We start from the raw sequence: 25,007 nt of genomic DNA, 5'->3' as shown, positions 1-25,007 counted from the left end.
AATAATAGACCCAGCGGTGAATTTGCGCCAATTGATGGCGGCGCCAGCCTAATCGAGCGCCATGTCCGGCCCGGAAATTGCTGACCTGCGGCTTTTAGGGAGCACATGCAATGTCCCGCATACGCGTTGGCATATCGGGCTGGCGTTACGCAGGCTGGCGCAGCGCCTTCTACCCGGACGAACTGCCGCAGCGGCGCGAGCTCGAGTATGCCTCGCGTGCGATGCAGACCATAGAAATCAATGGCACGCATTATTCCCTGCAGACACCGGACCGTTTCATGCAATGGCGCCAGGCCACGCCACGGGGCTTTCGCTTCAGTGTGAAGGGCCCTCGCTACCTGACTCACGTGCTGCGGTTTCGCGACTCACATGCCAGCCGCACCGCGCTGGCCAACTTCTTGGCATCGGGTCTGTTAAACCTGCAGGAAAAACTTGGCCCGTTGCTATGGCAGTTTCCTCCCAATTTCAAGTTCGACCGCAACATCCTCGAGGCCATGCTGGCATCGCTGCCCCATACGACTCACGAGGCGGCAGCCCTGGCCGCAAGGCATGACGGCCATGTAAAAGACGTGTGCGTGAAAGCCGATCGCAACCGCCGCCTGCATCATGTAATCGAAGTACGCCACGAAAGTTTTTGCGAGCCGGATTTCATTACCATGCTTCGCAAGCATCACGTCGGCCTGGTCATATCGGACAGCGTAAAGAACTGGCCTTATGCCGAAGATGTTACGTCGGGCATCGTGTATGTGCGCCTGCATGGCACGCATACCGCACATGGAGGAAGATACGGAGATCAGGCACTGGACCGGTGGGCGGAACGCCTGCGCACTTGGTCACAGGGGCGAGAGCCCGATGACGCCGTGCATATTATGGATAAGCGCGGCAGCAGGCGTGCAGGAAGAGAGGTTTACTGTTACTTCGACAACGATGAAAAGGTGCAGGCGCCGGCCGATGCGCAGCGACTCATGGAAAAAATCTGACATGCCGGCGCGGGCGTCGTTGGGGCATGCCGCTTAACGCTCCGGTAACGGCGGCAGCCGACGCGCCACGGGCGTGGACTTGACGATGGCTGTATTCGTCTGGGCCCGGTCGGCAAGGGTGTCGAGAATGCCGTCAAGTTCGGCCATGGAGCGCGCCGACAGCCTGGCCACGAAGCAGTCTTCACCCGTGATTTTGTCGCACTCGGTGAACTGGGGTATGGCCTGAATTTGCCGTTCCACGTTGTGCAATTGGCCGGGCAACGGGCGAATGCGCACAATGGCCTGAAGGCCGTATCCCAAAGCCTGTGGGTCCACTGTAGTGGTATAGCCGGTAATGACGCCTTTTTCCTCCAGGCGGCGCAGCCGCTCGGACACGCTTGGAGAACTCAGCCCGCTGGCGCGAGCCAGCGCCTTGAGGGACATGCGCGCATCCTGAACCAGCGAGGAGACGAGAATCCGATCCACATCATCCATGCCCTACCTCTTTTCCGGTGAATTTCCTGTTATCCCTTTCCTTGGAAATACTATTCTACTATGATCCTATATAAAAAAGGAAAAAATAGCTTTTCTCCTGATTTTTTGTATGGCGTAAACAGCGGGCCAGGTGCACACTTACGCCTGTGCAAATCAGGAGTTCGGAATGGATCAATCTATACGGCGCGGCACACTGGAAATGACTGCGGCCATGCTCGTGTCGGGAACGGTTGGCTGGTTCGTGCTGGTCTCGGGCCAACCAGTCAATGATGTGGTCTTCTGGCGCTGCGTATTTGGCGCCGCAACATTGCTGCTCATCTGTGTCGCCATGGGCTTCTTGAAGCGTGGGATCATGGGATGGACAGGCTTTGCCTGGGCCGTGGTCAGCGGCGTTGCCATTGTTGCCAACTGGATTCTGCTTTTTGCCTCATACTCCCGCGCCTCCATCGGCATTGCGACCGCGGTGTATAACACGCAGCCTTTCATGCTGGTGGGGCTGGGCGCGCTGTTTCTGGGCGAGCGGATCACACTCGATAAGATACTGTGGCTGTGCATGGCGTTTGCCGGAATGCTGGCCGTCACTGGCCAGCACGAGGCGCCGTCCTATGGCATGGGCAGCTATCTAGCCGGCATTGGCTTGGCGTTGGGCGCAGCTTTCTTCTATGCCGTGGCGGCACTGCTCGTCAAGCGTCTGTCGGGTATCCCCCCGCATCTCATCGCCCTGATTCAGGTCTGTACCGGCGTACTGCTGCTGGCGCCGCTTGCGGATGTCGGGGGCTGGCGCGCCATGCCGCTTGCGTCCTGGCTTAGCCTGGCCGCCATGGGTATTGTGCATACCGGTTTGGTATATGTCTTGTTGTACGGGGCCATACAGCGACTGCCAACCGCCTTGACTGGTGCACTGTCCTTCATTTATCCCATTGTGGCCATTCTTGTCGACAGGATCGCCTTCGCCCATCAACTAGGATGGCTGCAGTGGCTGGGTGTCGTGGCCATACTGGCTGCTGCGGGCGGCATGCGCCAAGGCTGGCGCTTCACCCGGCTGTTTCGCGGCCGCCGCTCTGCGCCCTGCCTGCCGCGCTGATACCGGTTCGCTGGGCCTTGTGAACTACGCGCCGCACTGCCATCTGTCGGCGCCAAGACGGAGCCAGCCCGAAATCAACCAACAGTCGTCATCAACGCCCTCATGTGCGGCTCTCGAGCAGGGCCCCATCGATCTTCTCCGGCAGAGGATTCGCACGCATGCACCATGCGCTCAAGCAGGCGATAGCGCCGAGCCCGACCAGATACCAAACGACATACCTGGGGCTGCCGTCGCCCAATGCCAGCAGCCATGTCGCCATCAAGGGCGCCAGCCCGCCGCCAATCGCACCCGACACCTGCACAGCCAAGGAAATACCGCTGTAGCGTACCTCGGGGGGAAACTGGCTGGAGAACAAACTGCCTTCAGGGCCATAGAGTGCCGCATAGACAATGCCTATCGCCACCACCATGGCCAGCGTGATCATTCCGGCATCCCGTGTTGCCAGCAAATCGAAGAACATCGAGCCACAGATCAATATGCCCACCGTACCCAGCATAAACACCCGCTTATGCCCGATACGGTCGCCCAGCATGCCGAAGAGCGGCATGGTGAAAAAGGATAGCGCCGCACCCCAGATAATGGCATCCAGCACCTCGACCTTGGGCACCCCCAGCGTACCTGTTGTATACGCAAGCGCGAAAGTCACCACCGTGTAGAACCAAGTCACTTCGCCAAGCCGTGCACCCACCACAGCAAGCACGCTGCGCGGATGATGCTTCACCACGATGCGCAAAGGCACCTCAGCGCGCTTTCCGGCGGTCTGCATGGCTTCGAAATCGGGCGATTCCGCCACACGCACGCGTATGAACCAGCCTATCAGCAGCAGCACAACGCTCGCGAGAAAAGGCAGGCGCCATCCCCAACTGAGCATGGCCTCCTCGGGCAATGCGGCTACACCCGCCATGGCAAATGAGGAAAGAATCAAGCCTGGTGCCACGCCTGCCTGCGGCAGGCTGCCAAAGAAACCTTTCTTGCCCTCCGGTGCGTGCTCGACGGCCATCAGTACCGCACCACCCCATTCGCCACCCACGGCCACGCCCTGCAAAAAGCGCAGCAGGACCAGCAATATTGCAGCCCAATAGCCTATGCTTTCATATGAGGGAATCAACCCGATCAGGATAGTCGGAACGCCCATCAACACCAAGGTAATCAGCAGCATCGACTTGCGCCCAACTCTATCTCCGAAGTGGCCGAAGATGATGCCGCCAAGAGGTCGGGCGAAAAATCCAACCGAGTACGTGGCAAAGGCGGCCAACGTACCCATGAGCGGGTCGAAATCTGGAAAGAATATTTTATTGAAAATCAGCGCGGCCGCGGTGCCGTACAAAAAGAAGTCGTACCACTCGATTGTGGTACCCATCATGCTTGCGATGCCCGCCGTCACATAATGTCTGGACGAGCGTGACCGCGCGGATGAATCCGCAGGATTGTTTCTTGCCATGTCTGCCTCCATGCCGGTGTTTTCCGGCACTCTGTGCTTATTGTCGATTGTCAAAAAAGAGACGCGATATCACCCGAAATCAGGCCCCGCTCTTGTCCACCTGGCGGCACCAGTAATCAAACGTGCCCTTGACGATGGAAGGCTTGAGCAGATAATCGTGCGCTTCCTGCGCAAGATGGCCGGGTACCGGCGTAAGCTCGCCATATGCGCGTGCGCGAAGCTGCATTCTGGCCGCTCGCTCCATGTACACGGACAGATAAGCCGATTCTTCAACAGAGGAACCCGCTGTCAGATACCCATGATGCGCCAGAATGATGGAGCGCTTGTTGCCCAGCGCCTCGGAAATCAGAACGCCTTCCTGGTCGGCGATGGGAACGCCAGGCCAGTCCGCGAGGAAAGCGCAGTCATCGTAGAACGGCGTCATATCCATTTGCGCCACAACCAGGGGCTGCCGGGCGGCGACCAGCGCACTCACCCATGGGGAATGCGCATGGATGATGGCGTTTACATCCGGCCTCGCCTGATATACCCATAGATGAAAACGGGTCGCCGGATTGGCCATGCCCTCACCGGTCACTGTCTCCAGGTCGGGGCCGACTTCGATGAAATCTTCCGCCGTCGCCTCGTCGAAGCCCAGCCCGAACCGCAGTGTCCAGTATGATCCCGGCTTGCTCGAGCGGGCGCTGATCTGCCCTGCCAGCCCAGCCTCCTGCCCGGTGGCCGCCAGTATCCGGCAGGCATACGCGAGGCTCTCCTGCACTGTGCGCTGCACCGGGTGCAAGTGCTCGCGCATCTCCCGGGTGGCCCGCTGATCAAAATAATCCTTCGCCCTGAGTGGCGCATCCATTCTCGACTCCCTTCAAGGTGGAAATATAAGCCTTGAGACATTCTAGGAATGGGAGAGCGAAAGAACCATGCACATAGACTCATATCAGCTATGCAAACCCGTGGCTTGCCCTGTGTGTCAGATTTTCTGCGAGCGCGCCATGTCGAGCAGATGTCGAGCCAGCGTCTCGGCTGCCGTATCATGCCGCACAATGGCCACCACCATTCTTTGCAGCCTTGGTTTTTCCAGCCTGACTTTCACCAGGCCATAGTCGGCCAACAACTGCGTGGGAATATGCTCGGGCAGCACACAGGCGCCGATGCCTGTCGAACTGAGCCGAAGCATGGCGTCTATTGTCTCCGCGACCACGACTACCCTGTCATCCAGCCCGGCGCTCTTGAGCATGCGCCGCAAAGCATAGTGTTCTGGAAAGCCAACCAGTGGCATATGACAGGTTGACAGATCCGCATCAGTTTCCGCCGGCAACTGGCCCGGACAGGCTATCAGGCACATCTCATCCACGAACAGGGGGACGGACTCCAGGAATTCGGAAGCCACCGCCGAGTCGTATACAAAGCCTATGTCGGCTTTGCCTTTTTCCACCAGGGACACGACATCGGGGGAGCTGCGGGCCATGACGGAAAGGTTCACCTGCTCGTATTTGCTCAGAAAGCGCGCGAGCAGATCGGACACGAAGTAATAGCTGAAGGTATGAATGGTGGCTATACGCAAATCCCCTTGCGTAATGCCTTCTTTATCGCGCAGCAGCTCCAGGGTATCGTCAATCCTGGCATACGATGGCAAGGCAGCGTCCACCAGCTTGCGCCCTGCTTCCGTCAGCGTCACACCCCTGCCCGTGCGATTGAACAATGGTTTTCCCAGGTAAGCCTCCAGAGCGGCCAGATGCCTGCTCAACCCCGACTGGCTCAGGTTCAACTCATCGGCCGCCTTGGACAAGGAGGAAAGCGCCGCGATCCTGAGAAAATACCGCAGCTGCCTGTCCTGGCCGTCCATGTCGTCCCCTCCAGTTGAAATACTGTCGACACGGGCACTTTACAATGTCCTGGGACGCGCCAGTGCAAAAGACTGTTCTATTTCCGCCTGAACAACACCCACAACGCGACGGCCGAAGCCAACATGGCCAGGGCACAGGCCAGCGATAGATAAAGGCCCCACGCTTGTCCGAAACGCTCTATGATCACCGCGTAGGCCAGCGGCGCCACCGCCGACAGAATGAAACTGGGCGCAATCAAGCGCCCGACCAGCGTGCCATATGTGCGCGGATCGAACAATACCAGAGGCAGGGTGCCGCGGGTGATGGTCAGAATGCCGTTACATGCACCATAGACAAAGGCAAAAGCCACGGCAGCCTCGCCCGACACGCTACTGTACAAACCCGCCATGAACGCCAGCGGCATCAACAGACAGGCCAGCAGATTCATCGTCAACGGATCGACATGCCGTCCGAACAGCACTTCGCACAGACGGGCCAGCGACTGCCCGACACCGCGCAGTGTTGCAATCCATACGGATATCGTGGCCGCCACGCCAAGCCCGCCCAGTATCGCAATCATGTGGGCCGACATCCCCGCGTTCAGAAAATTCGCCAGCGTGGCCAGCATGGCGTACAGCGCGCCTGCCAGTGCAAGTTCCCGCTTTCCCTGGGCCAACGGTTGCCGCAGCGGCGCTGCGCCTGCCGAAGGCGCTTGCGCATCATGCCGGGCGGTGGGAATGGCCAAATGAAGCAAAATCGTGAACAGCGCAAGCGCGGCGTAGACAAACAGCGCGCCGCGCCAGCCCATCAACTCGGCCAGGTAGTGGCCTATCGGCCAAAAGATCGTGGAGGCCAGCCCCCCCAGCAGCGTTATCTGGGATATCGGCCCGCGCGCAGCAGGACCCGCAATACGCGCCAGCGCAGCGAATGCCGCATCGTAGAGGGTAAGCCGCATGCCCAAGCCAAGCAGTATCCATGCAAGCAGATAGCTCGCCACGCTGTGCGTCAGACCGAGCATCACACAACCGGCCGCGTTGAGTATGGAGCCGCATATCATCACCGACCGCCCGCCGTGGCGATCGATCAGCCTGCCCGCCAACGGCGACGTCAGCCCCATGACCAGTAAGGCAACCGTGAAGCCGCCGTACACAAGATCGCGGCTCCAGCCAAGCGCCGCAGCCATCTCCTCGCCCAGCCCACCTATCAGATAATAGGAGACGCCCCAGGACATGAGCTGGGCAAGTCCAAGACAGACAACAGTTCGGCGGCTGATCAAATGGGTTCTCTTGCCACAATGACAGAGGAGTATGTTACACAACATTGACATCAAAGGAGATTGGCGATGAAACCAAACACAAGCCTTGCAGGCAATCACATTGTCATTGTCACTGGCGGCACACGCGGCATTGGGCGCTGCATTGTGGAACAGTTGCACGGCGATGGCTACGGCGTGCTTTTTACCCACTCCGCATCGGACCAGGAAGCCCAGCGCATTCAGGAAGCGCTGGATCAGCCAGGCAGGCCTTGCCGCGGCCTGCGCGTCGATGTATCGGCTGGCGACGCGGCGCCACGGATCTTTGATGCCGCCGAGTCCCTGGGAACGGTGACTGCCCTGATCAACAACGCCGGGGTAACCGGGAAGATCGGGAAATTCACCGACCTGACCGACGATGATCTGCGACACGTCCTCGATGTCAATCTCGCGGGCCCCGTGCGCCTGTGCAGAGAAGCCGCTCGACGCTGGCAGGGCCGCTCTTTCACATCGTCCATTGTGAATATTTCCTCTGTAGCGGCGCGCACCGGCTCGCCCAATGAGTATGTTGCCTATGCGGCAAGCAAAGGCGCGATCGAAACCCTGAGCGTGGGGCTGGCCAAGGAGCTTGCGGCGGACCGGATTCTGGTCAATGCCGTTTCGCCAGGCACCATAGACACAACCATACATGCCCGTGCGGGTGCGCCCGACCGCGCCGGCAGAGTGGCCGAGCGCATACCGCTCAAACGCCCCGGACAGCCGCAGGAAGTGGCCGAGGCAGTGGCCTGGCTGCTGTCCGGCAAGGCCAGTTACGTAACCGGTACAGTGCTGAGCGTGGCGGGCGGACTATAGCGCCATTCAATGGAGCGCGCCTGCCTCGACCTTGATGTCGTGCTCCGTTGCCATTGCTGTCTCCACCATGGTTGCGACAGCGTATATCAGTGTTTCCAGCGACATGCTGGGCGCACCAGGCAGCAAGGCGGCCATTTCAGGAAGACAAGGCACATGCACGAAACCGCCGCGAACCGTGGGCCGTTGCGTCGCAATATGATGAGCAAGCCCGTAGAAAACCGCATTGCAGACATAGGTGCCGGCTGTTTGAGAGACCGAGGCCGGCACGCCTTTTGCGCGCAGTGCTGCCACCATGGCCTTGATGGGGAGCGTGGAAAAATAAGCCGCGGGGCCGCCGGGCACAATGGGCTCATCAATCGGCTGGCTGCCGGCGTTGTCGGGAATGCGGGCGTCCACGATATTGATGGCCACACGTTCCACCGAAACGTCGGCGCGCCCTGCGGCAAGTCCGAGGCACAGCACCAGCTCGGGTTCGACCTGTGCCATGGCGTCAAGCAGCGCAGCATTGGCTGTGGCAAGGACACAAGGCAGTTGGCGCGCATGGATGCGCGCCCCGCTTATCTCCCGGCCATCCAAGGCACGGGCGGCTTCCCACGAGGGATTTACGCGGGCGGCCTCAAAGGGCTCGAATCCTGTGACAAGAATGTTTGGCATGGCATTATGAAGTGCGGGCGGATGATCGATTGGCAGAGTATAGAATGCCTGTCGCCAGGGCTCGAAACAATTCGACAGCAAGAGGCGGAGTTTCAATGGCGGACAGGTTAACTACACTGACACTGTCATTCAAGACCAGAGAGCAGCTCATCATGGAATCTCATGCCATTGCACCATTCAGATACAACTTCCGCGCACCTGGTCTTTCGGTGCGCGGGCCGATCCTGTTCGCACACGGACCATCGTCGCTTGGCCAGGTGCTGATTGGCCGCAGCCAGGCCGGTATTTGCGCCATCTTCATCGACGACAGCGCGGACGCGCTGGTCGGCCAACTGACCCAGGCATTTCCCCGCGAGAAGTTGCTGAGGGACCAGGCAGCGTTGCAAGAAGACCTGCATCAGGTCATTGCATTCCTGGAAAGAATGCCGCCGACCCACGCGGTTGATCTGGACATTGGCGGAACGCCGTTTCAGCAAAAAGTCTGGCGGGCGCTGTGCCATATTCCATCCGGGCAGACGTGCAGCTACACAGAGCTCGCCAGGCAGGTCTGCAGACCTGATGCGGTACGCGCCGTGGCAGGCGCATGTGCATCGAATGTCCTGGCCATCGCCATTCCTTGCCATCGCGTGGTGCGCAGCGATGGCTCGATCACGGGCTACCGGTGGGGTATCGCGCGCAAACGCGCGCTGATTGAGCAGGAACGAAGACAATGACGGCGTGCAAGGCATCCAGCCGCAATGCCGCCATGCCAGAACAGCCTGACTGGATCAGCGCCGAACTGGATCTCGATGAAAGAGGCTATGCCGTACTGCCGGCCCTGCTGACTCGCGAACAGTGCCGGACGCTGGCGATGCTTTATCCCGTCGATGACCTGTATCGCAGCCGCGTCGTGATGTCCCGCCATGGCTTCGGGCGCGGCGAGTACAAATACTTTTCCTACCCGCTTCCGCCACTGTTGCAGCAACTGCGCCAAGCCCTGTATCCGCGCCTTGCACCCATTGCCAATCGCTGGAACCGTCAGCTTGGCATAGACGTACAGTACCCAGATACACTGGAAGCATTTCTGGATCGCTGCCATCGGGCCGGACAAACACGGCCCACGCCGCTTATGCTGAAATACGGCGAGGGCGACTACAACTGTCTTCATCAGGATATCTATGGCGATCATGTTTTTCCCTTGCAGGCCACCGTTCTTCTGTCCGAACCCGGCAGTGGCTTTACAGGTGGGGAGTTCGTCATGACGCAAACCACATCAAGCAACCAACGCGCCGAGGTGGTCGCCCTGGGCCAGGGTGATGCCGTGGTGTTCGCCGTCAACCACAGGGCCACGCCGGGCAAACGCGGCGGTACGCGCAAAGCCGTCATGCGTCATGGCGTCAGCCGGTTGCATAGTGGCGAACGCCATACCGTCGGCATCATTTTTCACGATGCGCGTTAGGCGTGTGCATGTCAGGCATGACCACTCTCGACCTCTTCCCGGATCCGGCGCCAGGCCTGCCCGAACCCATCGGGCCACGTGCCGTCGTGCTGCGTGGATTTGCATTGCCATGTGTGGAAGGCCTTCTGTCCGCCATCGCGGCGATCGAGGCAATCTCGCCTTTTCGCCATATGACGACGCCGGGCGGGTTTACGATGTCGGTTGCACTGACGAACTGCGGCCCGCTGGGCTGGACCACCGACAGGCACGGCTACCGCTACCGAGGTACCGACCCCGCCACCGGCAAGCCATGGCCAGCCATGCCTGCACTCTTCGGTCAGCTCGCGCGTGATGCCGCCTCGGCGGCGGGCTTTGAACACTTCGATCCGGATGCCTGCCTGATCAACCGCTATGTCCCGGGCGCACGCATGTCCTTGCATCAAGACAAGAACGAGCAGGACTTCGGCGCACCCATCGTCTCCGTATCCCTGGGCATGCCGGCGATTTTTCTGTTTGGCGGATTGCGCCGATCGGACCGGCCACTCAAGACACCGCTTTATCACGGCGATATAGCGGTGTGGGGTGCGGAGGACCGCATGAGGTATCACGGCATAATGCCGCTGAAGGACAATCCTCATCCCGCCCTCGGGCGCCAGCGCATCAACTTCACCTTCCGCAAGGCGGGTTGATACTGATCGTCGAATTCAACCGCAAGAAACGGCTTGCTTGCGGTTGAACTAAGATTCAGGATGGCATTGTGCCCCGAGACACCCAGGATAGACACCATGACTGAAGCCGCCCCCTCTCCTCTTCGCTACCAGACGGACGACGCGCGCTGGCAGGCTGTTCAGGCGCGCGACATCAACGCCGATGCCTACTTCGTCTACGGCGTACGGACAACCGGCATATATTGCCGCCCCAGTGCGTCCTCCCGTCTGCCCAAACGCGAGAATATCGAGTTCTTCGATTCGGCGCGCGATGCCGAGGCGGCTGGCTATCGTGCCAGCAAGCGCCCCGGCGCGGACCGCAGCAGCGCGGCTGCCGAGCGGGCCGCCCTTGTGGCCAAGGCCTGTCGCATCATCGAAGCCGCTGAAACGCCGCCCAGCCTGGATGCCCTTGCAAGGCAAGCCGACATGAGCCCATTCCATTTCCACCGCGTCTTCAAGGCGGAAACGGGATTAACGCCCAGGTCCTACGCCGCCGCCTTCCGCGCCGGAAAATTGCGCAAGGAGCTGGCTACGGCAAGGTCCTCGGTCACGGACGCAATCTATGGCGCCGGGTTCAACTCGAACAGCCGCTTTTACGAAACTTCACAACAACTCCTGGGCATGCATGCACGCGACTATCGCGCCGGCGGCGCGGGGGCCGTTATTCGCTTTGCCGTAGGCCAGTGCTCCCTTGGCGCCATTGTGGTTGCGCAAAGCCAACGCGGTATCTGTGCCATCTTGCTCGGCGACGATCCGGACACGCTGCTGCGCGACCTGCAGGATCAATTTCCCAAAGCGCAATGGATAGGCGGCGACGAGGCATTCGAACGATTGGTCGCCAAAGTCGTGGGTTTCATCGAAACGCCCCGACTTGGCCTTGGGCTGCCCCTGGACGTACGCGGAACCGCTTTTCAGGAGCGTGTCTGGCGGGCATTGCAGACTATCCCGCCCGGCGTTACGGTCAGCTACAGCGAAATCGCCGAACGCATCGGCGCACCCACTGCAGTGCGCGCTGTTGCCCAGGCTTGCGGCGCCAATCGCATAGCGGTTGCCATCCCTTGCCATCGCGTGGTCCGGCGCGATGGCGACATCTCCGGTTACCGATGGGGCGTGGACCGCAAGCGGGAGTTGTTGCGCAGAGAAACCCGCCCCGACGGCCCTGCGGCATCTCCGGCAAGAGATGCGGACACGCGCCTGCTGCAAGCCCAGCGCCCACGCGGTGGAGGCTCGACCCGATGATTTCTGATCCCGCGGGTATCCATCTCCTGGACTGGGCGCTGATCGACGAGCAACTGGATACCGAGGGTTATGCCCTCCTGCCCGGCCTGCTGCAGCCACAAGAGACAGATGATCTGCTAGCCCTTATTCCGGAAATGACCGCAACGCCGCTGGCGGCATCAAACCTTGGACATGGCGAACTGTTTTATTTCGATGCGGTCTTTCCGGCAGCACTGAAGGCAGCGCGCGCGGCACTCTATTGCCATCTTGTGTCGGCGGCCAACCGCTGGAACACGGCGCTGGGTACAGGCTGCCGCTACCCCGAAGATCTGGACTCATTCGTGGCGCGCTGTCATCAGGCGGGGCAGACACAGACGGTATCGCATCTGAGCCGGTTGCGCAGAGCCGGCCACGTGGTCCTGCATCAGCGTGCTGACGGCGAACAGATTTTTCCTTTTCAGCTTGTCGCATTGCTGGCGGAACCTGGCAAGGATTTCACGGGAGGAGAATTCGTGATGACCGAGCAGCGCCCACGCATGCAATCGCGCCCCATCGTGGTGCCGCTGCGCCGCGGCGATGCGGCCATCATCAGCACAGCGCAGCGCCCCGTCAAAGGGGCGAAGGCATGGTACCGGGTCAATCTAAAGCATGCCATCGGCACTGTGCGCGGTGGCGAACGCATTGGCCTGACGCTTTCTTTTCATGACGCTCCGGTCTGATTGGCCGCCTACTCAATTTTCTTCGCCGTATTGCCGAGAACCAGGTCGCGTCCCGCGAAGACGCCGCCTGTTGTTTCCAGCGTGAAGCGCTCCGCATCGCGGCGCCGGAATGACGCCATGAACTCGTCGGCCTGGGGATCCGAGGCGCCAAGCATGCGCACGGCCTCGCGGCCAAGCAGCATGGCTGATTCGAACGTTTCGCGTATCACGTAGTCGGCATCATGCTTGACCAGCTCCACGGCATGTTCACGATCCCAGGCCCGCACCAGCAACTTGGTATGCGGGCATGTCTCACGTATGTTCTCCACGATACGGGTCGCTGCCTGCTTGTCGTCCACGCAAACCAGAATTACACGGGCATGGCGCGCACCGGCGGCGTTCAAGACATCCATGCGCGTGCCATCGCCGTAATAAACCTTGAAGCCGAACTTTGCCGCGGCGCGTATCATTTCCGGGTCATTGTCGATAATGGATATCTCCGCGCCACTGACCAGCAGCGCCTGGGTGGCAATTTGCCCCACTCGGCCAAACCCGATGACAAGCGCTTTGCTGCTGAGATCATGCGCGGCTTCGACCCCTTCCATCGACGGGGCGGGCAGCCGTGCAAAGCGCTTGTACGCAAGTAGCACAAGCGGCGTAAGCACCATGGACAGCACAATGATCGCGGTCATGTTTGCATTGACCTGGTCGCTGATCGCCCCCTGATGGTTCGCAGCCTGATAAAGCACAAAAGCGAACTCCCCACCCTGCGCCATCACGATGGCGCGGTCAATGGCCTCACAATGCGGGCTTTTCAGGAGGCGCGCCACTATATAGATACATGAACCCTTCACCAACATCATCGCGACAACGCCGGCGAAAATCACCTGCCAGCTCGCCAGCACCACGTCCAGACGCAGGGACAATCCCACCGCCAGGAAGAACAGCCCCAGGAGCAGGCCGCGAAATGGCTCGATATCGGCTTCCAGTTGATGGCGAAAACTCGATTCCGAGAGCAACACACCCGCCATGAATGCACCCATGGCCATGGATAAATGGCTTTTCTCCATCAGCACCGCAGCGCCCAGAACCACCAATAACGCCGCCGCCGTCATCACTTCCCGGGCCTTTGCATTGGCCAGAATGCGAAACAAGGGATTGAGCAGCCATAGTCCCGCGGCAATCAGCACCGCCAGCGCTCCCACTGCAACCGCGACATTTTCCATTACCTCGCCCATGTCCCTGGGCTCGGCGCCGGCCGGCGCCAGGAAAGCAACCAGCACCAGGAGTGGAACGATCATCAGATCCTCGAACAGCAGTACCGACACTATCTTCTGGCCACGCGGCTGCACAATATCCCCACGTTCGCTGAGTATCTGCATGACGATGGCGGTGGAGGTCAGCACAAAACCCATGGCGCAGATGAAAGATATGGCCAATGAAAAACCGAAAGCCATGCCGACCCCGGTAAGCATTCCGCCACAAGCGAGTATCTGGGCGCTTCCCAGGCCGAAAATCTCCCCGCGCAGGCTCCAGAGGTGCGAGGGCCGCATTTCCAGCCCGATGATGAAAAGAAACATCACCACGCCCAACTCGGCGACATGCAGCAAAGTGCCGTCATCCTGGATGAGCCCGAGCCCAAAGGGCCCTATTGCCAGGCCCGCGGCCAGATAACCCAGCACCGACCCCAGGCCCAGTTTGCGAAACAAGGGTACGGCGACCACCGCCGCGCCGAGCAAAATAATCACTTGGGCCAGACTGCCGCCGCCCGTGTCCACCGCCATTGCTGTCTCCTCTGATTATTGTGTGATATGCGCCGAGAGGCGAAGGCCACCGTTGGCGGCCGAGCATTTTACCGGCCCGCCCCAGCCAATTGAACCCGCATAGATCGAGCGCCTGCGGAGCATGCAGTATAGAACCGGCAGCACATCGTCTTGATTTTTCTTTCCCGGCAGCGGCTGTCGGCTGGATATATCTTCAATAAATAACGTTACTAATACTGATTCTTGTTTGTATTTTTAATAATTGATATAGTGCAAAACAAAATTGCTGTCGATGCGGGATCGGTGCTGCATCCTTTCCATCCCGCCGTCCTCCCCTGCCTTTCAACTTTTCAATGAGCGACTTCATGTCCCGCCCCATCTCTGCTTCACAACAGCGTTCCCTCTCCTCCTCCTTCAAGCCTTCCGTACTGCCATATCTGATCGTCGTCGGATTCTCTTTCTCCGCGGGCGGAGCTGCAGCGCAAACGACGCGCTCGGCCACCATACTTCCGGCCGTGACTGTCCAGGCGAACCACGAGGAGAACGAGCTACCGCCCGCCTACGCTGGCGGCCAGATGGCAAAAGGAGGCAGCCTGGGCGTGCTGGGTGTCCGCGACGTCATGAGCACGCCATTCAGCACCGTCAACTACACCTCTGCACTGATAGAAGACACACAAGCCCGCACCCTGGCCGACGTGATCACCAACGATGCCTCCGTACGCACCACGACATCCACTGGCGGCTTCGGCGAGGACTTCCAGATTCGCGGCTTTGCCGTTGGCACTGGCGACGTTGGGCTGAATGGGCTGTATGGGCTGTTGTCGGCGAACCGCATACCGCTGGAAATGGTCGAACGTGTCGAGCTGCTGAAAGGCCCTGGCACCCTTATGCGGGGAATTCCGCCCAATGGCAGCATAGGCGGCAGCATTAACATAATTACAAAACGTGCCGACGATACGCCGCTCACACGTGTCACCGCCACTTATACCAACAAGGCCAACCTGGAAGGCCATCTGGACCTGGGCCGTCGTTTTGGCGAGAACAATGCCTGGGGCATACGTTTCAATGGCGTATTGCGCGGCGGCGAGGCGTCCATTCGCGACGGCAGCCAGCAGCTGGGATTGGGCACGCTCGCGCTGGACTACCGAGGCACCCGGCTGCGCTGGTCGCTGGATGCCATCTACCAGGATGACGAAATCGACGACTTTCGCAGCCAGATCAGTTTTCGGCCCGATATTACGGAAATCCCATCGGCCCCCGATGGCCGCATCGCGTTTTACCCCGGCACCACCCTGACCCAGCACGACCGCACCATCGCGTCACGTCTCGAATATGACCTTACCGAGAACCTTACGGCCCATGTCGGGATGGGGTACAGGGACAACACGGTGAAACAGGTCTTCCCGATTTTCGTGAATCCCGTTACGCACGCAAGACAAGGCGTGGACGCGGAGGGAAACTTCGGCGTCATGAACTCCTATTACGACTCCTATTCCAAAACCCTGAGTGGCGATGCCGGCCTACAGGCACGGTTCAACACAGGAAGCATCGGGCATCTGGTCGCGCTGGGCGCGACACGTCTGAGCCAGGAGACAGGCAACGCCTACTCACCCGGCACGACCGCGGTGCCTTCGAACATTTATGACCCGGCCCCGCTTCCTCCGAACGCGCCGGCCCGCGCCGACACCCGGCGCGCGGCGGAAACCACGCTGGACAGCATCGCAATCACCGATACCCTCTCGTTCGCGCAGGAACGCGTCCTGCTTACCCTGGGTGCGCGCAGGCAAACGGTGGATGTGGACAGCTACAGCACCGCCACGGGCGAGAAAACCGGAAACTACAACGCCAGCGCCGTTTCCCCCGTTGTCGGCATTGTCATCAAGCCGCGGGAAGATGTCGCCCTATACGGCAACTTCACGGAGGGGCTCACGCGCGGCACGGTGGTCAGTCCCTCCTACGCAAATGCGGGCGAGATTCTGAAGCCCTATAAATCCAAACAATATGAAGCAGGCGTCAAAGTCGATTGGGGCCGCATCACCACCACGGCCGCCGTCTTCCAACTGGCCCGACCCGCCGCGCAAGCCGACGATGCGAATGTGTACGGCTATTTCGGCGAGCAGCGCAACCGCGGTCTCGAACTGAGTGCCTATGGCGAATTGCGTCCCGGACTCAGACTGATGGCAAGCGCCGCCTTTACCCAAGGGAAGCTGACCAAGACTCAAGGCGGCATCAACGAAGGCAATACAGCGCCAGGCGTTCCCAGCAGGACATTCAATCTGGGCCTGGACTGGGACACGCCGTGGGTTGCCGGGCTGAGCCTGAACGGCCGCGTCTCCCACACTTCGTCGACGTATATCAGCTCGGCCAATACCCTGAGGCTGCCCAGCGTCACGACTTTCGACGTGGGCGCCCGCTACCGCACCGACGTGGCGGGCAAGGAAGTGGTGCTGCGTGCCAACATCGACAACCTCACGGACAAGAGATACTGGCTGGCCAACGGCTCGTTTGCAACAAATGGCGCAGGCCGCACTTTCATGCTGTCCGCTTCCGTCGACTTTTAGCAGAGCCAGCACGACTTGGCAGCGCTGCAAAACTAACGCGGCGCCCGCAATTGTTGCGCCGCCTGCAACATGAAGCGTCCCTGCAGATGTCTACCCCCGACAAGCCCGCCAACCTAGACTGCACACTACCGCAGAGGCATTCTCCCTGCGGGCTTCCCATCTGCAATGAGGTCTTTCATGAAACAACACCCACCCTATCCCGGGGATGTGTTGCCTGAGGATGCAACAAGGTCGGTCGACAAAAACCGCCGGCAGTTGCTAACCATAGGCGCCATCTCTGCCGCAGCGGCGGCAATCCCTTTTTCTTCGGCGTCCTCCGCCTCGAGACGCCTCTCCGCTTCTTCCAGCAGGAGCCAGGACATGCACTCCATCATCACAAACAACGCCGAAATCCACTACAAAGATTGGGGCTCTGGCCAGCCAATAGTCTTTCACCATGGCTGGCCGTTGTGCTCTGATGATTGGGAAGTGCAGATGTTGTATTTTCTATCCAAGGGCTACCGTGTCATCGCCCACGATCGCCGTGGCCATGGCCGGTCCAGCCAGACATTCACTGGCAACGACATGGATACCTATGCCAAGGATGTAGCGGCGCTTGCCGAACACCTGGATCTGCGTGATGCCATTCATGTGGGCCACTCCACAGGAGGCGGCGAGGCCGCCCGCTACGTTGCACGCCATGGGGCCGGCAGGGTCGCAAAGCTGGTGCTGATCGGCGCAGTTTCTCCCCTGATGCTGCGTACGCCCACCAATCCGGGAGGCTTGCCGCGCGAAACCTTCGATGATTTGCGCAAGCAGCTGGCCGCTGGCCGCGCAGACTTCTATTGGTCGTTCCCGATTCCATTCTATGGCTTCAACCGCGCAGGCGCGCCCGTGTCCGAGCCAATTCGCACGAACTGGTGGCGCCAGGGCATGATGGGCGGCGCCAAGGCGCAGTATGACTGCATCGAAGCATTTTCGGAGACGAATTTCACCGAGGACCTCAAGAAGATAACCGTACCCACCTTGGTGATGCATGGAGATGATGACCAGATCGTACCGGTCGCCGACTCGGCCCTGCTCTCCGCAAAACTGCTGCGCAATGCCACCCTGAAGGTGTATGCCGGCTACCCTCATGGCATGTGCACGACCCATGCGGATGTCATCAATCAAGACCTGCTCGCGTTCTTCCGCAAAGCATGAGTCTGGGCGGATGCGCCTATCCGCTCACACATGAAGTCGATGAATGCGCGCGTACGCGACGGCATATGCTGGCGACTTTGATAACAGATGTAGTGGCCATTGTCATCGGTTGCATATCGTTCAAGGCATGACGCCAACGCGCCAAGGGCCATAGGCTCGGCTGTCAGATAAGCTGGCAGCTGTGCCAGGCCCCCTCCTTCCATCACAGCCTGAAGTACCAGCTCAGGGTCGTTGTAGGTAATCTTGGCATCCGGCATCAGCCGGCGGATGGCGCCTTCCACATTGAACTCCCAATCGGCCATGCGGCCGGAGCCCAGCCGAAGGTTGATGCAGTCGTGATGAATGAGGTCCTCGATACGGTCGGGCACACCGTGCGAAGCGTAATAAGCCGGTGAGCCATAGACACGCACACCCATGGGCATGACCTTGCGAGCGACGATCTGTGAATCGGCGAGGCGACCCTCAAGAAACGCGACATCCACATGGCCAGTGGTGAAGTCGATCGGCAAGTCATTCAACACCAGATCTATTGATACACCTTCGTACATCTCCCGAAACTCGTGCAGCAATGGTGCGATAACCCGACGGCCAAACCCCGCCGCCGAGCAAATACGCAGATGCCCACGCGGCGCTCCATCCCGCATGTCTCTCATTTCCTCTATGGCTCTTACGATTCCGTCCACGCCTTTGTGGCATCTCGAATAAAAGAAATCTCCTTCACGAGTCAGCGTTGTGGCTCTGGTCGTCCTGCGCAGCAAGCGCACGTTCAACTGCGCTTCCAGCTTCTGGACATTGCGGCTGACCGCCGAACGGCCGATACCCAGCCTGTTGGCTGCCCGCGCGAAGTTACCCTCGGTGACGACAGCAATGAATGCAACCACGCCCGCATAGGTGGTCGCAAAGCTGACCGCAAGCGGATCGTCATACGGATGGGCTTGGAAAAGTTGTGCCATGACATGCCTCTACGATAGAAAACATTGTCGGCATCAATGTGCCGAAACGTAGCAGCAAGATTGCGCCCGGTAATTTGCGAATGCCAGTTATTGTGCGTTAAAGCGTGTAAAAGCCGTACGCAGACACCCTGCTGTTCGGCCATGAAGGCCGAAACTCAGGAGATTGCCGCGCAAGCACGCTGGTGCAGGCCCGCCAACCGCTCGAGCATGCGGTCATCATTGGTGTGGAAGATTGAACCGCAGGTATCCTGAATGAGTTGGGCCGCCTGCCGAGGGTCTCCCCGCGCAAGCAGCAGGCGGGCGAGATCATGAGCAGCCCTGCGCTCCCATGCCCGAGCACCCTGCCGCCGGGCAATGTGCACGGCCCGCCGTAAGCTGGCCTCCGCCGCCGTGTCGTCGCCCTCTTCCAGATGGCGCTGCCCTTGACCGCGCAAGATTTCTGCAGCGCACCATTCTGCTTCGCCGGCCTTGGCCCTGTCCACCAATGAAGCAGTCAGCCAGGCAACATTAAATGTAAGCAGCATTTCCTGGTGCGGCGGATCATAGCCCGGCAGCAGATCGAGAACGCCAAGGACATAATTCCGTGAATTTCCCGTGGCCGACAGCAGGCCCTGATGGAACCAGTCCGCAAAGCGTAGCCAGCCCGCCAGCCCCCTTCGGCGGGCCTCGTCTTTCATCAAGCCAACCCAGTGCCTGGCAAGATCGATCTCTTCAGACCATAGCGCCACAGGACAAGCGCCGTACAAAGCAGCGCACAGCGATAAGGTATGCCTGCTTACCAGCGCACGTGCCACGGCATCAGTGGCCGTTTCCAACGCCAGGCCGGTATGGCCCTGCAGCCATAGTGTGCGGGCGAACAGCGCCTTGGCTGCAACGGCGGGGTCTACGCCCACCATGTTCGTCTGCGTACGGCCACCGCTTTCTCCCATGCGCAGCGCCGCTTCGGAGTGCTGCCTGGATAGCTCAAACTCGCCCGCGAAGTGGCAAGCCATTGCGCTGGTCCGGTGGGCCAGGTTCAAGGCTGCCTGGTCCGACCAGGACTGCACAACCTGCTGCAACTTGTCCGCATGACCCAACGCCGACGCATACGCACCGCGAAACATATCGTAGGTGCAACGCCCCCAGCGGGCCTGCAGCTCGAGTACGCGCAGGCCAGCGGTCTGCGCGCCCGCTATGGCTCGGTCGCAAACGGCGGCGAGTCCGGGATCCGAACCATTGGTATGAAGCATGGCAACCAGCAATGTCGTGGCCAGCGACGCCTTCATCTCCGTCTCGCCTTCACCCTGTGTGTCGAGTGCCGCCAATGCGGCAACGATGCTATCGCGGTATTCGGCTAGCTGTGAAACCTGAAACCATAATGGTCCGGAGGCAACGACAAGTGATGCGGCCATCGGCGCATCGGCAGACACGGACAGACAGTTTCTCAGGGCAAACCGCAAGTCGTCCAAGCGGTGAATATGCCGCTTTCCCCAGGATTGCTCGGTCAATGATGGCAACTCGATATTCGCCGCGCGCATGGCGTCCAGCATATAGGCGGCATGTCGATGCGTCAGCGAATCCTGCTCACCGTACTGTGCAGCCAACGATGCAGCATAGGCTCTTGTCGTGTCGAGTAACCGGTACGGCGCCGCTTGCGCCGCCATGTCGTACATGACCAGCGACTTGTCCACCAGCGACGCGAGAGCGTCGAGCGCATCGTCCGGGTCCGACTCTCCCATGAGCAGGGCCAACGCACCCTCTGTATCGAAGGCCCCTCTGAAAATCGCCAGAGCGCGCAGCATTCGAGATTCGCGTTGGTCGAGCAGCGCCATGCTCCAGTCCAGGGCCGCCGCCAGACTGCGGTGCCGATCTGCCGCGCCCCGATTGGCAATCGACAGCATGCGCAAGTGATCGTCCAGCCGGGCAGCCAGATCCGCGGCCGATTGCGTACCCAGGCGCGCCGCAACCAGTTCAATGGCCAGCGGTACACCTTGAAGCTGTCGCGAAATCTTGGCCAGCGGCCGGGCATCGTCTTCATGAAAGCGGCCTGCGCCTGCCGCCTGGGCTCGTGCCACAAGCAGCTCAACCGACGGCCACCGAACAAGCTGTTCCAAAGACGCCTGATGGCCGTCGGGCAGCGCCAGTGCGGGCAGGCGGAACACGCATTCGCCCAGCAGGCGCAACGGCTCCCGGCTGGTGGCAAGCACTCGCAAGCCCGGTAGGCTGGACAGCAACAGGCTGAGTGTTTCCGCAAGCCGATCCACGACATGTTCGCAGTTATCCACCAGCAGCAGAATGTCCCTGCCTTCCAGGACATGGATGATGGCACGCAACGTGTCCGGCAGATCGGCGCTCACACCGAGTGCACGGGCGATGGCATCGGGAACATGCGCCGAGGAAACCAATGGGGAGAGGTCGGCGAAACCGACCGATGTGTTCGTTTCATCTCGATAACGCGCGGCCGTGCATAGCGCGACACTGGTCTTGCCTATTCCGCCCGAGCCGACGACCGTAATCAACCTATGCCGGGCAATCAAGGAAAGCGTTTGTTTTACTTCTGCTTCACGCCCAACCAGCGGGGTCATCCGGGCCGGCAACCTGCCAAAGGCGGACTCGTTCGGGAGTTCGACCGTCCCGCTCGCTGTATTCGCTGCGGTATGCCTGCGTGTCAAGCGGCCATTGAAGCGATAACCATGCAGCGGCACATTGCTGATCCACTCCCAGCAGCCATCGCGTTCGCCGGGCACACCCAGCGCCTTTCGTATCAGCGAGACATGAACACGTACGCTGGCTTCCTCGACAACCACTCCCGACCACACGCCAGACAGCAGTTCACGGTTATCGACGAATTCACCCGCGCGCTTTACCAGAAACAACAATAAATCGAACGACCTCGGGCCAAGTCTGATGGGGCGGCCGGCCAACTCCACCCGACGCTGCTGCGCCCATATGACGAATGATCCAAACTGCCAGGCCTCATCATTATTGGCCGTGTCGTCCTGCTCGGGCGGCACGGGATCGGGAGGACTACTGGACTTTGCATCCACGGCCCCTCCTGTCGCGACCGTTTTAGATGAAACGAGTATACACCCGCAGCAGCCGCCCAGACTCGTGCCAACAAGGGCGCGAACACAGCGACGCCAAGCGCACACGCCATGATTCCGCCCCGACCCGGCAAGCAGTCAATAATCCCAGAAGACGGGCACCCAACGAAATACCTCGCCCTCGGCCGCCACCCGACAAACTGACGGAAACGGCAAATGGGTGGCAACCAGCATTTCCCCGCTCTCCGCAAGTTCGCGCAGCAGATCGATGCGAACACGCGCCGCCTCCTCGGGATCGTGCTCGAAGCCATTATGCCAGTTGGGTTGCTCGAAACCCACGGCGAACACCGCATCTCCTGCAAACGTGAGCCCTTCACCGCCGGACGCCAGGCGGACTACGCTATGCCCCGGCGTATGCCCGCCGGTACGACGCACGACAACGCCCGGTGCGACCTCGTGACTGCTCTCAAAAGTGCGCAGGTGACTGCCATATTCCTCCATGAAATGATTGGCAGTCGCACGAAGCGCATCCGGAAACCCAGGCGGCATAGCAGTACGGGAAAAATCCGGTGACCTCCAGAACTCAACCTCCGCTGCGGACACATGAATTTGCAAGTCTGGCCGCAACTGACGCTTGACGCCGTCGACGAGCAGCCCACCAATGTGATCCATATGCATATGGGTGAGCACCAAATCCGTCACTGACCCAAGGTTGACGCCGGCGGCTTCCAGTCGCTTCATCAATTGTCCTGCGCGCGGAAGCTGCAGGTCGGGATCAAGGCCGAGCCCAGCGTCAATGAGTATGGTCCTGCCGCCGCTGCGCGCCACCATCACATTCAGCGCCCAATCGAACGCATCTTTCGGTAAGTACATATCGTTCAGCCACGCTTCGCGCACGGCTGGCTCGGCGTTATGTGCCAGCATCGTGGTAGGCAGTGGCAGCACGCCGTCACTGATTACCAGTACATCGATCTCCCCTATCTTCAAGGCATAGCGGGACGGCACCAACTCATCAAGCATAGGCCTGTCAAGGACGGTTGTGTTTTCCATGTCGAACATAATGATTTCTCCAAATTTATGACTTGATTGCCCACGCCAAGCCAATCGGCCGATCGGCAGCATTCCGCCTGGCATCTCGCAAATGCAATTCATGAAAGATGTTTGAAAACTCATCATGGCGAAAGGCGTGTAGCGTCATCGTAGAGAACGCGGCCGCGATCCAGTAGCCCCAAAGAAGGGCTCACACTGTTTACTGATTTGCGCCAAATACGGCCCGGACCATGCCCTGATGGGTTAAAGCCGCTCAATGATCATCGGCCGCCTTGCCGCATGTCACGCAATCCGCCTCTATTTCCACCAACCATTCCGGATCAATGAAACGCGACACCTGAACAAATGTGCAGGCGGGCCGCACCGCTGCGAACACTTCGCCATGCGCACGGGCGGCATCACGCCATCGTTCGATATCAGTGAGCATGATGCGCGTGCGGATGACCTGGTCCATGGACGCCCCACAATCCTCAAGTGCACGCCTGACGATGTCCAGGCAAAGCTTTGTCTGTGCATAGACGTCGCCATGATGCGCCGAACGCCCGTCCTCGCCGATCGGTGCAGTACCGGCAATCGCAATGAAGGACCCTACCCGGACGGCACGGCTGAAGCCGATCTTGGGCTCCAGCGGTGAGCCAGAAGTGACAAGTTTGCGTTCTTCCATGGTTGCTGCACTCCCGAGTGTCGTTCATGATTGCCGCCACCCTATTTTCTCACAGACACGTCTGCTGTCGCTGCAGCAGCCTAGCCCGCCACCTCGCTGCGGCCTAGGTTGGTATCGAGTTGTGCGATCGCATTCCTTCAGCTATTCACGCTCTCTGTAACAATGCAGTTCCCTGAAAAGCTGCGGGCTCATGCCGAAGCGCCGGTTGAAAGCCTTCGAGAGCTGCGCGCCTGTGGCGTAGCCGGTTCGTGCCGCAATTTCCTTAATCGACATACTCGTGGCGAACAGGCTGCGGGCCTCATCCAGTCGCAGCGTCTCCACAAACCGCGCGGGCGTCTCGCCTATACTTTTAATAAAGTGCCGCACGAATGTGCGTTCCGACATATAGACCTTCTCTGCCAGACGCGGCACATCCAGCTGCTTCGAGAGGTTCTCACGCATCCAGAGAACAAGCGCAGCGAACGGTGCATCGGCCTGGGACTGCGCACTCAATACAGGGCTGAATTGCGACTGGTACCCGGGTCTGCGCGCGTAGAGCACAAGACGCTTGGCGACGCCGTTGGCCACCGCATTGCCCAGGTCTGACGCGACCATATCGAGGCTCATGTCGATTCCGGTCGTGACGCCCGCAGAGGTCCAGAGTCGCCCAACGTTGACAAAAAGCGATTGCTTATCGACATCGGCATTCGGCCACTGTGCCGCCAGATCGGCGCAGGCCGACCAATGCGTAGCCACACGCTTTCCATCGAGCAGGCCGAAGTGTGCGAGCGCGAAGGTACCCGTGCAGACGGAGCCATACCGGCGCGCAGTCCTGCTGGCCAAAACCACCCATTTACGTACTCGGTCGTCTGCCACCATTGATTCGAGACCGCTGACGCTTCCCCCGGCAATCAACAGAGTGTCAACGGAATGTGGAGACAGATCGCTTATGGAACGTGCCATCAGGCGGACTGCACTGTTCGTCTGGATTGCGCCGCTTTTCGCGGCAAGGATGTGCACTTTGTAATACGCACTGCCCAGCACAAAGTTGCCCGCCTCGAACACTGCGGCGGGACCAGTGACGTCAAGCGCTTGGCAAGCTGGGAAAACAAGGATCGCGACATTGAGCAGTTTTGACATTGGCAGATATTAACCACTTATTGTCATTTAAGCCAAAGCATGCATCGTTAGACTGAGGCTGTGTTTTCAATGCAAGCAAAGCGTCTTCATGCGTT

General features: G+C 59.9%; 22 protein-coding genes. 10 read left to right on the top strand and 12 right to left on the bottom strand.

The genetic code is table 11. The features are described 5' to 3' along the window. The first annotated feature begins 110 nt into the window (after positions 1–110). On the top strand, positions 111–980 hold the full coding sequence (locus ERD78_RS06890; RefSeq protein WP_129968551.1) for a DUF72 domain-containing protein: 870 nt from the start codon (positions 111–113) through the stop codon (positions 978–980). Between the two features lie 33 nt (positions 981–1,013). Here ERD78_RS06890 and ERD78_RS06885 read toward each other — a convergent pair whose 3' ends face one another. After that, positions 1,014–1,454: an Lrp/AsnC family transcriptional regulator gene (locus ERD78_RS06885; RefSeq protein WP_129968550.1), complete on the bottom strand. Its 441-nt coding sequence runs from the start codon at positions 1,452–1,454 to the stop codon at positions 1,014–1,016. A 166-nt stretch (positions 1,455–1,620) separates the two neighbouring features. Between ERD78_RS06885 and ERD78_RS06880 the strand changes: the two genes are divergently transcribed. Continuing rightward, positions 1,621–2,538, top strand: a complete 918-nt coding sequence (locus ERD78_RS06880; protein ID WP_129968549.1) for a DMT family transporter — start codon at positions 1,621–1,623, stop codon at positions 2,536–2,538. Positions 2,539–2,638: 100 nt separating this feature from the next. Here the strand turns inward: ERD78_RS06880 and ERD78_RS06875 are convergent, their stop codons facing one another. From ERD78_RS06875 to ERD78_RS06860, 4 genes are all read right to left on the bottom strand, one after another. After that, complete coding sequence (locus ERD78_RS06875; RefSeq protein ID WP_209019955.1) at positions 2,639–3,979, bottom strand: MFS transporter; 1,341 nt, start codon at positions 3,977–3,979, stop codon at positions 2,639–2,641. 79 nt (positions 3,980–4,058) lie between these two features. Next, the gene (locus ERD78_RS06870) at positions 4,059–4,826 is read right to left on the bottom strand and encodes an aldolase (RefSeq protein WP_129968548.1); all 768 of its coding nucleotides are present in this window, start codon (positions 4,824–4,826) and stop codon (positions 4,059–4,061) included. Between the two features lie 117 nt (positions 4,827–4,943). After that, complete coding sequence (locus ERD78_RS06865) at positions 4,944–5,819, bottom strand: LysR family transcriptional regulator (protein ID WP_129968547.1); 876 nt, start codon at positions 5,817–5,819, stop codon at positions 4,944–4,946. A gap of 77 nt (positions 5,820–5,896) precedes the next feature. Continuing rightward, positions 5,897–7,075: an MFS transporter gene (locus ERD78_RS06860; RefSeq protein ID WP_129968546.1), complete on the bottom strand. Its 1,179-nt coding sequence runs from the start codon at positions 7,073–7,075 to the stop codon at positions 5,897–5,899. A gap of 66 nt (positions 7,076–7,141) precedes the next feature. Here ERD78_RS06860 and ERD78_RS06855 point away from each other — a divergent pair, with 66 nt between their 5' ends. Beyond that, on the top strand, positions 7,142–7,903 hold the full coding sequence (locus ERD78_RS06855) for an SDR family NAD(P)-dependent oxidoreductase (RefSeq protein WP_129968545.1): 762 nt from the start codon (positions 7,142–7,144) through the stop codon (positions 7,901–7,903). A 6-nt stretch (positions 7,904–7,909) separates the two neighbouring features. On the opposite strand, the gene pcp is transcribed toward ERD78_RS06855, so the two are convergent. Continuing rightward, a complete protein-coding gene (gene pcp / locus ERD78_RS06850; protein ID WP_129968544.1) occupies positions 7,910–8,557 on the bottom strand; it encodes a pyroglutamyl-peptidase I in 648 nt (215 codons plus the stop codon). Between the two features lie 95 nt (positions 8,558–8,652). Between pcp and ERD78_RS06845 the strand changes: the two genes are divergently transcribed. The 5 genes from ERD78_RS06845 to ERD78_RS06825 all read left to right on the top strand — a co-directional run bounded on the left by ERD78_RS06845 (position 8,653) and on the right by ERD78_RS06825 (position 12,618). After that, entirely contained in the window at positions 8,653–9,270 is a 618-nt protein-coding gene (locus ERD78_RS06845) for a methylated-DNA--[protein]-cysteine S-methyltransferase (RefSeq protein ID WP_245152374.1), read from the top strand. Between the two features lie 32 nt (positions 9,271–9,302). Then, entirely contained in the window at positions 9,303–9,995 is a 693-nt protein-coding gene (locus ERD78_RS06840; protein WP_245152407.1) for a 2OG-Fe(II) oxygenase, read from the top strand. 17 nt (positions 9,996–10,012) lie between these two features. Continuing rightward, complete coding sequence (gene alkB / locus ERD78_RS06835; protein WP_129968542.1) at positions 10,013–10,663, top strand: DNA oxidative demethylase AlkB; 651 nt, start codon at positions 10,013–10,015, stop codon at positions 10,661–10,663. 96 nt (positions 10,664–10,759) lie between these two features. After that, the gene (ada, locus tag ERD78_RS06830; RefSeq protein ID WP_129968541.1) at positions 10,760–11,920 is read left to right on the top strand and encodes a bifunctional DNA-binding transcriptional regulator/O6-methylguanine-DNA methyltransferase Ada; all 1,161 of its coding nucleotides are present in this window, start codon (positions 10,760–10,762) and stop codon (positions 11,918–11,920) included. Further along, entirely contained in the window at positions 11,917–12,618 is a 702-nt protein-coding gene (locus tag ERD78_RS06825) for a 2OG-Fe(II) oxygenase (RefSeq protein ID WP_129968540.1), read from the top strand. The genes ada and ERD78_RS06825 overlap by 4 nt, the downstream gene beginning before the upstream one ends. 8 nt (positions 12,619–12,626) lie before the next feature. Here the strand turns inward: ERD78_RS06825 and ERD78_RS06820 are convergent, their stop codons facing one another. Next, positions 12,627–14,381, bottom strand: coding sequence for a monovalent cation:proton antiporter-2 (CPA2) family protein (locus ERD78_RS06820; RefSeq protein WP_129968539.1), 1,755 nt, complete (start codon positions 14,379–14,381; stop codon positions 12,627–12,629). A 344-nt stretch (positions 14,382–14,725) separates the two neighbouring features. Between ERD78_RS06820 and ERD78_RS06815 the strand changes: the two genes are divergently transcribed. Together ERD78_RS06815 and ERD78_RS06810 are read left to right on the top strand one after the other, a co-directional pair. Then, the gene (locus ERD78_RS06815) at positions 14,726–16,921 is read left to right on the top strand and encodes a TonB-dependent receptor (RefSeq protein ID WP_129968538.1); all 2,196 of its coding nucleotides are present in this window, start codon (positions 14,726–14,728) and stop codon (positions 16,919–16,921) included. 360 nt (positions 16,922–17,281) lie between these two features. Then, positions 17,282–18,103, top strand: coding sequence for an alpha/beta fold hydrolase (locus ERD78_RS06810; protein ID WP_245152373.1), 822 nt, complete (start codon positions 17,282–17,284; stop codon positions 18,101–18,103). Here the strand turns inward: ERD78_RS06810 and ERD78_RS06805 are convergent. From ERD78_RS06805 to ERD78_RS06785, 5 genes are all read right to left on the bottom strand, one after another. After that, on the bottom strand, positions 18,070–19,056 hold the full coding sequence (locus tag ERD78_RS06805; RefSeq protein ID WP_129968536.1) for a LysR family transcriptional regulator: 987 nt from the start codon (positions 19,054–19,056) through the stop codon (positions 18,070–18,072). The two genes, ERD78_RS06810 and ERD78_RS06805, sit on opposite strands and share 34 nt — an antisense overlap. A gap of 155 nt (positions 19,057–19,211) precedes the next feature. Continuing rightward, entirely contained in the window at positions 19,212–22,082 is a 2,871-nt protein-coding gene (locus tag ERD78_RS06800) for an ATP-binding protein (protein ID WP_245152372.1), read from the bottom strand. Positions 22,083–22,217: 135 nt separating this feature from the next. Further along, complete coding sequence (locus ERD78_RS06795) at positions 22,218–23,138, bottom strand: MBL fold metallo-hydrolase (RefSeq protein WP_129968535.1); 921 nt, start codon at positions 23,136–23,138, stop codon at positions 22,218–22,220. 244 nt (positions 23,139–23,382) lie between these two features. Further along, positions 23,383–23,793, bottom strand: a complete 411-nt coding sequence (locus tag ERD78_RS06790; RefSeq protein ID WP_129968534.1) for a RidA family protein — start codon at positions 23,791–23,793, stop codon at positions 23,383–23,385. A gap of 141 nt (positions 23,794–23,934) precedes the next feature. After that, positions 23,935–24,912, bottom strand: coding sequence for a GlxA family transcriptional regulator (locus ERD78_RS06785; RefSeq protein ID WP_129968533.1), 978 nt, complete (start codon positions 24,910–24,912; stop codon positions 23,935–23,937). Positions 24,913–25,007: the final 95 nt, after the last annotated feature.

Source organism: Allopusillimonas soli, from assembly GCF_004153445.1.
In the GTDB taxonomy this organism is placed as follows: Bacteria; Pseudomonadota; Gammaproteobacteria; order Burkholderiales; family Burkholderiaceae_B; genus Allopusillimonas; species Allopusillimonas soli.
This window is presented reverse-complemented; position numbering and strand designations above follow the sequence as displayed.